Origin of the sequence: Ruminococcus sp. SR1/5 (assembly GCF_000209835.1) — a bacterium.
Classification (GTDB): Bacteria; Bacillota; Clostridia; order Lachnospirales; family Lachnospiraceae; genus Blautia_A; species Blautia_A fusiformis.
This window is the reverse complement of sequence record NC_021014.1, coordinates 2,217,252-2,225,882: the sequence shown is the minus strand read 5'-3', so window position 1 is coordinate 2,225,882 and position 8,631 is coordinate 2,217,252. Positions and strand designations below refer to the sequence as shown.

General features: G+C 46.5%; 7 protein-coding genes and 1 pseudogene. 7 read left to right on the top strand and 1 reads right to left on the bottom strand.

Annotated features, from left to right (window positions below):
• From CK1_RS11120 to CK1_RS11095, 5 genes and pseudogenes are all read left to right on the top strand, one after another.
• The coding region (locus CK1_RS11120) for a DUF5110 domain-containing protein (protein WP_306288882.1) at positions 1-692 on the top strand (692 nt) is incomplete at its 5' end.
• Between the two features lie 64 nt (positions 693-756).
• Positions 757-1,215 (top strand): ferritin-like domain-containing protein, encoded by a 459-nt coding sequence (locus CK1_RS11115; RefSeq protein WP_015526330.1) that lies wholly within the window; start codon positions 757-759, stop codon positions 1,213-1,215.
• 108 nt (positions 1,216-1,323) lie between these two features.
• Entirely contained in the window at positions 1,324-1,503 is a 180-nt protein-coding gene (locus CK1_RS11110; RefSeq protein ID WP_015526328.1) for a DUF6472 family protein, read from the top strand.
• A 345-nt stretch (positions 1,504-1,848) separates the two neighbouring features.
• Positions 1,849-3,101 (top strand): annotated as a pseudogene (locus CK1_RS18345) (2-hydroxyacyl-CoA dehydratase subunit D).
• The gene (locus CK1_RS11095) at positions 3,098-4,795 is read left to right on the top strand and encodes an acyl-CoA dehydratase activase (RefSeq protein WP_015526327.1); all 1,698 of its coding nucleotides are present in this window, start codon (positions 3,098-3,100) and stop codon (positions 4,793-4,795) included. The pseudogene CK1_RS18345 and the gene CK1_RS11095 overlap by 4 nt, the downstream one beginning before the upstream one ends.
• Before the next feature lie 54 nt (positions 4,796-4,849).
• Here the strand turns inward: CK1_RS11095 and CK1_RS11090 are convergent, their stop codons facing one another.
• Positions 4,850-5,626: a helix-turn-helix domain-containing protein gene (locus tag CK1_RS11090; protein WP_015526326.1), complete on the bottom strand. Its 777-nt coding sequence runs from the start codon at positions 5,624-5,626 to the stop codon at positions 4,850-4,852.
• Positions 5,627-5,968: 342 nt separating this feature from the next.
• On the opposite strand from CK1_RS11090, the gene arfA reads away from it, so the two are divergent.
• Together arfA and CK1_RS11080 are read left to right on the top strand one after the other, a co-directional pair.
• Positions 5,969-7,474, top strand: a complete 1,506-nt coding sequence (arfA, locus tag CK1_RS11085) for an arabinosylfuranosidase ArfA (protein WP_015526325.1) — start codon at positions 5,969-5,971, stop codon at positions 7,472-7,474.
• A 70-nt stretch (positions 7,475-7,544) separates the two neighbouring features.
• Positions 7,545-8,534: an L-glyceraldehyde 3-phosphate reductase gene (locus tag CK1_RS11080; RefSeq protein ID WP_015526324.1), complete on the top strand. Its 990-nt coding sequence runs from the start codon at positions 7,545-7,547 to the stop codon at positions 8,532-8,534.
• Positions 8,535-8,631 lie beyond the last annotated feature (97 nt).

Below are 8,631 nucleotides of genomic sequence, written 5' to 3'. Positions count from 1 at the left end.
AAACAGGTCTGCGCTATGAGGGTGGACGAATGGTGGATATGTACCGTACTCTGGACAGTATCCCGGTTCTTGCAAAAGCAGGCGGTATTCTGGTGATGACCGATGAGATCCGTGGAACAGAGGCGGAAAAGAATCCGGAAAGCCTGAATATCCGGGTATTCCCGGGTGCTGACGGAAGCTTCAGATTGTATGAGGATGACAACGAAACCTGTGCTTACGAAAATGGTGCCTGTGTATTTACGGAAATGGATTATAAGGAAAAGGATCAGGGAGTGTTTACCATTCATCTCGCACAGGGAAAAACAGAGTTGATCCCGGCAAAGAGAGCTTATACCGTGGAGTTCTGTAATTTTGCGAAAACAGGAACAGATACTGTGAAGGTTCTGGTTAACGGAGCAGAGACTGAGGCTGCTGTAAAATATGAAGAGAAACTTCAGAAGATCTGTGTGGAAGTGGAAGCAGACACAGCGGCAGAGGTGCAGATCATTCTCGCTGGCGAAGTGGCAGACAATCAGACAAAAGAGCGTGTCTTTGATTTCCTGAACCAGGCAGAGATCGGTTTTGTACTGAAGGACAGATTATATCAGCTGATCACAGCCGGAAAGAAGCTGCCGGTTCTTTTATCTGAGCTTCAGTCTATGGAGCTGGACAAGGATCTTTATGGAGCACTGATGGAGATCCTGACTGCGTAAAACATGAATAAAATCGCGTTTCCAAACCATACTATCATTATTATCAAAAGAAAGGATGATCATAATGATATTAAAGGAAAAAGAACGCACAGTGATCCAGGATCTTCAGACACAGGAAAAAAGCTGCATTGAAAAATACGGAAAATACGCACAGCAGGCCAGGGATCCGGAGCTTAAAAGCTTATTTCAGACTCTTCAGAAAAAAGAGCAGGAGCATTACGATTCCCTGAGCCAGGTGCTTTCCGGTACAGTTCCCCAGGTAAACTGCAACGACAGCGACGGACGGGATTACCAGCCAAAGGCTGCTTACACATCGGTAATGTCCTCAGAGGATAAGGAACACGATGCTTTTCTTGCAACAGACTGTATCGGAACAGAAAAGCTGATTTCCGGAGAATACAACTCGGATGTTTTTGCTTTTGAAGACAGTGGTGTGAGGAAGCTTCTGGCAGATATCCAGGTGGAAGAGCAGAATCATGCGGAGATGCTTTACAAATACAAGACTGCGAACGGAATGTTCTGATATATAAAAAAGAGGGAGGATTTCAGTAATGGAATTCTTCCTTTTTTATTATATAATCAGGAGAACAGCAGGGAGAAATACTTTCCTGCAAAGAGAGGAGAAATAAATATGAAGGGAACCAGCTGCGAATACTGTGCAAACTATACATATGATGAAGAGTGTGACGAATATTATTGTGATGTCAATCTGGATGAGGATGAATATTATCGTTTTGTGAGCAGTGATTACAAGGAATGTCCGTATTATCGTTCCGGAGATGAATATAAGGTGGTACGTCATCAGATGTGATACAGAGTAACGGAAAAAACAGAGCAGAAGATAATGCGATAAGACAAATGCGGGTTTTCCACGAAAAGGAATGCGAGTTTTGTGGAAAATCTGCATTTTGATGTTTTGATATGTGCAAAAGGCTTCAAATTTGTAAAAATTGGCGTGTTTACATTTGAAAAAAATATCTTTATAATAAAAATATTGGTCTGACAGGTGAAAACTTTATACCATCCAGACGATGATAATGCTACAGGATTTTGTCTGAGAATAAAAATTCCGGGTAAGCGTTTGACAGACTTATAATAGATTTTTTGACTTGACGGAGGGGGTAACAGATTGGATATCATAAAAAAATTCGGGGATATGGTGGGAGAGAGATCCATCAAGGACCCGGAAAAAGCACGAAAACTTCTTCTCACTGGCTATCGGCTTCAGGAAAAACGTCTGCAGCTTTTCCCTGACAGGAAGCTTCCGGCTTCGGGACAGTATGTAGCCCGTGTAGTTATGCAGAATATTATCAAAGCCCTTGCAAAACCGGACGATACCGCTCTGGTGAGCATTTTTGTACCGGGAGAGCTTCTGACAGCAGCAGGGATCACTCCGTATTCCGTGGAGGCAATGTCCTGCTTCATCGCCGGAACCAGATGTGAGCAGGCATTTCTGGCACAGACGGAATCAGAAGGCTTTCCGGAAACCATGTGCTCCTATCACAGAGTTTTTCTGGGAGCGTCCATGACAGGATTGGTACCGAAGCCAAAATGTACCATCTACACAAACCTTGCCTGCGATGGAAACATGATGACGTTTCCTTATCTGAAACAGAAATATCAGATCCCGGGCTTTTATATTGACGTACCCTATGAAAAAAATCAGGATTCCATCAGCTATGTTGCAGATCAGCTCCGTGAGCTGAAGAAATTCCTGGAGGATGTAGGCGGGAAAAAATCTCCGAGCAGTCGGTACAGCATGCAGTTGCCAACAGCAATGAAGCGGCCTCCTATTACAGCCGCCAGCTTGCCCTCAGAAAGGATCACGATCCGGTGACTTCCCTGACAAATGAGCTGTATGCGATCTTTATGTGCCATCTTCTGGCGGGCTCAGAGGAATCCCTGAAATACACAAAAATGCTTCTTGAGGATGTGAAGAAGGCACCAAAGGGGGAAGGTCTTCATATTTTGTGGATGCATATGATGCCGTTTTTGCAGGAGCCGGTAAAGGATGTATTTAATTACAGCCAGAACGTGCATATCCGTGCCTGTGATTTTGTTGCAGACGGTTTTCAGCGGATGCAGGCCTCGGATCCTTATGAGGCCCTTGCGGAAAAAATGATCAACTGCATTTACAACGGAAGTGTGAAGCAGAGGATCCGGCGTGCCCAGGAGCTGGCGAACCTTACAGAGGCAGACGGCGGGATTCTTTTTGCGCATTGGGGCTGCAAGGGAACCATCGGAGCCTCCAGCCTGATCAAAAATTCTCTGGAAAATGCAGGACTTCCAACCATGGTCCTGGACGGTGATGGCTGTAACCCGGCCAATTCCAGTGACGGCCAGGTATCCACACGACTTCAGGCATATCTGGAAATGCTGTCAGAAGGTAAGGAGGAAAAACGGTCATGATACATTACGTCTGTAAATATACACCGCTGGAGCTGTTTAAGGGCTTTGGCGAGGAATGTGCGGTTCTTGAGGAAATGCCGGAGAATTTTGAGCTTTCGGACCAGATCGCCCATGCTAATCTCTGTGGCTTCGGAAAATCTGTGATCCAGGCAGTGCTGGAGGGAAAGGTAGAGCAGCTTGTTCTTGTTAACTGCTGTGATTCCATGCGCCGTGTGTACGACATTGTGGAAAGTACCGGTAAATGTAAATTTCTGTACATGTTGGACATGCCTCATGAGGATAACGACTGTGAAAAGGTGAAGCTTGCCCAGGGCATCCACCGTCTGAAGAAAGCTTATGAGAAATTTTCGGGGAAAACCTTCGACAGAAGTGGATTTCTGAATGCTTTTTCCCATGAGCCTGTGGATAACCAGCCGTATATCGGTGTTCTGGGTGTCCGTGTCAGCGGCATCCTGGAAAAAATGATCCGGGATAATATCCGCATGGATGTGGAAAACCTGACCTGTACAGGTGGAAGACGTCTTGCAGTGATCCGTGAGGAGCTGGAAAAAATGGAAGACGATGCCATGTTTCTGGCTTATGCGGATGCACTTCTTTCCCAGATGCCCTGCTTTCGTATGAACAACAGCACCCGAAGAAACCGGCTGTATCTGGATCCGAACCTGAAGGGGATCATTTATCATACTATTAAATTCTGCGACTATTACGGATTTGAGTATGCAAGCATCAAGCGTGATATCAAGGTTCCGCTTCTGAAGATCGAGACAGATTTTACAAGCCAGAGTGCAGGACAGCTCCTTACCAGAGTGCAGGCTTTTGCGGAGACCCTGGAAGGCTCTGAGGATATGGACCCATCAAAAGGAATCAGCGAGGAGATAAGGAAAAAAATGGAATCAGGAGTTTATTATGTGGCAGGGATCGACAGCGGTTCCACAAGTACGGATGTTGTGATCCTGGATAAAGACGGAAAAATTAGATCGACCATGATCATTCCCACAGGCGGCGGCGCTATGATGAGTGCAGAGAAGAGCCTGGAGATGGCCGTGGAAAAAGCAGGGATCAGGAAAGAAGATATCGTGCGTATCGTTACTACCGGATATGGACGTGCCTATATTGACAGTGGTGATGACAGTATCACAGAGATTACCTGTCACGCAAAGGGCGCCCATTATCTGAATCCGAATGTGCGTACAGTTATCGACATCGGCGGTCAGGATATCAAGGCGATCAGCATTGACGAGAACGGTGCGGTAAAAAATTTCCTGATGAACGATAAATGTGCAGCAGGAACCGGACGATTCCTGGAAATGATGGCCCGTACTCTTGGACTTTCCCTGGAGGAGATGAGTACCCGTGGTCTGGAGTGGAAAGAGAACGTAGTGATCTCAAGCATGTGTACTGTATTTGCAGAGTCCGAGGTAGTTTCCCTGGTTGCCCAGAATAAGGACGTGGCAGATATCATCCATGGTCTGAATGTATCTGTTGCTTCCAAGGTAGGAGCTCTTGCAGCCCGCCTTGGCAAAAAGAATCCGGGGGAATACATGATGACCGGTGGTGTTGCCAGAAATAAAGGTATCATCCAGGCATTGGAGGAGAAGCTGGGAGCGAAGCTTTATATCTGTGATGAGGCACAGCTTTGTGGTGCGCTTGGTGCGGCACTGTTTGCTTATGAGAAGTGTAATGCGGCACGGTGATCAGATCAGACAAGTTGCCTGCGCAGTAAATGCAGAGTGTGAATATCCTTTTGGTCAGGGGCGGCGTGCCCACTCACTGGGCGAACAGCCACAGTTCTTTCGGAAGTACCGGCTGAAGTGTGAGAGATTTGAAAATCCGCACAGCAGAGCCACCTGTTGAACAGGCAGAGCTTCGTTGGTGAGCAGATTTTTGGCTTTTTCCAGACGGAGCAGATTCAGGTCAGCATGAGGGGTGCTGTCAAAAAAATTCCGGTAACAGGAATAAAACTGACTTTTTTCGAGATTAGCCATGGCGCAGAGCTTTTCTGTTGTCCATGGCTTTTCGTAATTTGTAAGCATTTCCAGACGGATTTTTTGGAACAGGCTGCAGAGCTCCGAGTCTGCAGACTTGCCTGTATCTGTACTGCGGAGTTCCCGTGAGGCTGTGATCATCAGCTGGCAGAGCAGGGCATACTCGTAGTCCCGGGAAAAAACTTCTCTGTTCAGATATTCATGCTGCAGCTTCTGGATACAGTGATCGATCTCCTGGCAGTCACTGGGGTAAAAAATTTCGTTGCAGGGAAGTCCGAACCGTTTTGCCAGGTTTTCTCCGCAGGAAAAATGGACATAACTGTTCCGGAATTTTCGCACAGCCTGATAATGCTGGGGATTTCCCGGAATATAAAAGATGCAGGCATTATCCCGGGTGACAGTAAGCTGACCGCCCAGATAAACCTTCATTGGTGTTTTAAATAAAAGAAAAAGAAAATCTCCGCTTCCCTCCGGTCGGAAAATCCTGTCGTAATCGGAGTTGGAACGGTTGTATTCGCAGAAATTTAAGGTGAAATCCATGAAAATGCTGCGCTCCTTTCATTACGTAGATCAGACAATCCGACTGTGGCATTGTAAAGAACTTTCTGTCTGGAAGTATAAAGTAAAGTGACAGAGGGACGTCCGTCTGGTAAGACTGTCTTTACGATAAATCTTACCGGAAAAAAAGTCAACTGTTTCGGAAGATAATCACTGGTATGGATAGAACAGGATGGTAAAATGAAACATAGAAACGGTTGATTTCCGATCTGTCTGAGAGTGTGTGAGCGAACAGAGGCGTAAGAGCCTGTATATGGCGGAATCGGAAACAGAGTCCAATGCAGTGGCAGGCAGAAAATAATAATTTACAGGAGGATTTTTACAATGAAAAAAGCGCAGATCATCGTGGACAAATATTTCCTCACCGGAAAAACAGACAAAAGAATCTATGGTTCCTTTATAGAACATCTCGGACGTGCGGTTTATGAGGGGATTTATCAGGAAGGCAGCCCTCTTTCTGATGAGCAGGGATTTCGGAAGGATACTCTGGAGTTGGTAAGGGAGCTTCAGGTACCGATCGTTCGTTATCCGGGCGGAAATTTTGTATCCGGATTCCGTTGGGAGGACAGCGTCGGGCCGAAAACTCAGCGTCCGTCCAGACCGGAGCTGGCCTGGGGTGTCATCGAGACAAACCAGTTTGGACTCAATGAGTTTGTGGACTGGTCCAGAAAAGCCGGCAGCGATGTGATGATGGCAGTAAACCTGGGAACAAGAGGACCGGAGGATGCGAAAAATCTTCTGGAATACTGTAACTTTAAGGGAGGTACCTATTACAGTGATCTCCGTAAGGCTCACGGCTATGAACAGCCGCATGATATCAAATTATGGTGTCTCGGAAACGAGATGGACGGTCCGTGGCAGATGGGACATAAAACTGCGGCAGAGTACGGAAGAGTTGCAGCAGAAACTGCCCGCCTGATGAAATTTATGGATCCGGAGGTTGAGACTGTTGCATGCGGAAGCTCCAGTCTGGAAATGCCTACCTTTGGCTCCTGGGAGTATACGGTTCTTGACGAGGCTTACGATCAGGTGGATTATCTTTCCCTGCATCAGTACTATGGAAATGCATCGGGAGACACTGCCGATTTTCTGGCAAGCTCCAAGGGCATGGATGATTTTATCTCAGGAGTGGTTTCCATCTGCGATGCTGTAAAAGCAAAGAAGCATGGAAAAAAACAGATCAATCTTTCCTTCGACGAGTGGAACGTATGGTACCACAGCAATGAACAGGATAAAAAGCTGGAAAAATGGGTACAGGCGCCCCATCAGTTGGAGGATGTTTATAACTTTGAGGATGCACTTCTTGTGGGAAGTATGTTGATCACACTTCTCCGTCATGCAGATCGCGTAAAGATCGCCTGCATGGCACAGCTGGTAAATGTTATTGCACCGATCATGACATCTGATACAGGCGCATGGCGTCAGACGATCTTTTATCCGTATATGTTGACAAGTGTGTTTGGAAGAGGAACCGTCCTTAATACACAGGTTCTCACACCTATATATGAAAGCAAGACTTATGGAGAAGCTCCATATCTGGATTCTGTGTGTGTCTGGGATGAGGAAAAGGATACGCTGACGATCTTTGCAGTGAATAAGAGTCTGGATGAGGATATGGAGGTTTCCTGCGACTTGAGACAGTTTGAGGGATATAAGATCGTAGAGCATATTGTACTCAATAATGACGATCTTCAGGCAGCCAATACAGAGGCTCAGCCGGAGAATGTAGTTCCTGTAAAAGCCAGTGCAGAGTGCTCAAAGCTGGACGGCGGAAAACTGGAAGCAGTTTTTGCAAAACACAGCTGGAATATGATCCGTCTTGCAAGATAAACGTGGGTGAAGTATAGTAAAAGCAGTAACAGAAAATGTAAATCATGCTACATTATGGGAGGTCTTTTTTATGTACACACCTGCAAAGGAACGCTACGAAACTATGGAGTACAACCGCTGCGGTGAAAGCGGTCTGATGCTTCCGAAGGTGTCTCTTGGATTATGGCATAATTTCGGAGATACTTCTGATTATGAAAACATGAAGCAGCTGTGTTTCACAGCTTTTGACAATGGTATCACACAGTTTGACCTTGCCAATAATTACGGACCTGTCTATGGAAGTGCGGAACGGAATTTCGGCAAGATCCTGAAAGAAGAACTGATGCCATACCGTGATGAGCTGATCATCACAACAAAGGCAGGCTATGATATGTGGGAAGGCCCTTATGGAAACTGGGGCAGCCGCAAGTATCTTCTGGCGAGCCTTGACCAGAGCCTGAAGCGCATGGGTCTGGAATATGTGGATATTTTTTACCATCACAGAATGGACCCGGAGACTCCGCTTGAGGAGACTATGGGGGCGCTGGCAACAGCGGTTCAGCAGGGCAAGGCCCTTTATGTGGGACTTTCCAATTATGATGGAAAAACCTTAAGCCAGGCGGCAGCGATCCTGAAGGATCTGAAATGTCCCTTTGTGATCAACCAGAACCGGTATTCCGTTTTTGACAGAACTGTGGAAGAAAACGGTCTCAAGAGAACCACCGGCATTTTGAAAAAAGGTCTGATCACCTTTAGCCCTCTTGCTCAGGGACAGCTGACAGACCGTTACCTGAACGGGATCCCGGAGGACAGCCGTATCCGCAAAGATGGAAGATTCCTTAAGGAAAGTGTGCTGACGCCGGAGCGTCTGGATCAGATCCGGAGACTGAACGATCTGGCAGCCCAGCGTGGAGAGAAGCTGGCTGATATGGCACTTGGCTGGCTGCTTCAGCATAAGGAAGTTACCAGTGTTCTGATCGGAGCTTCCAAGCCGCAGCAGATCCTTGATAATGTGAAAGCGATCCACTGTGCACCGTTTACAGCTGAGGAGCTGCGTCTGATCGACGAGATCTCAAAATAAGATTTATATACTTCCTGTTTTACTATGAAAAGTAGTGAAGCAGGGAGTTTTTTATGTCGAAATAATTGTTTAACTGAATTAGGAAAGTTTCCGGGTT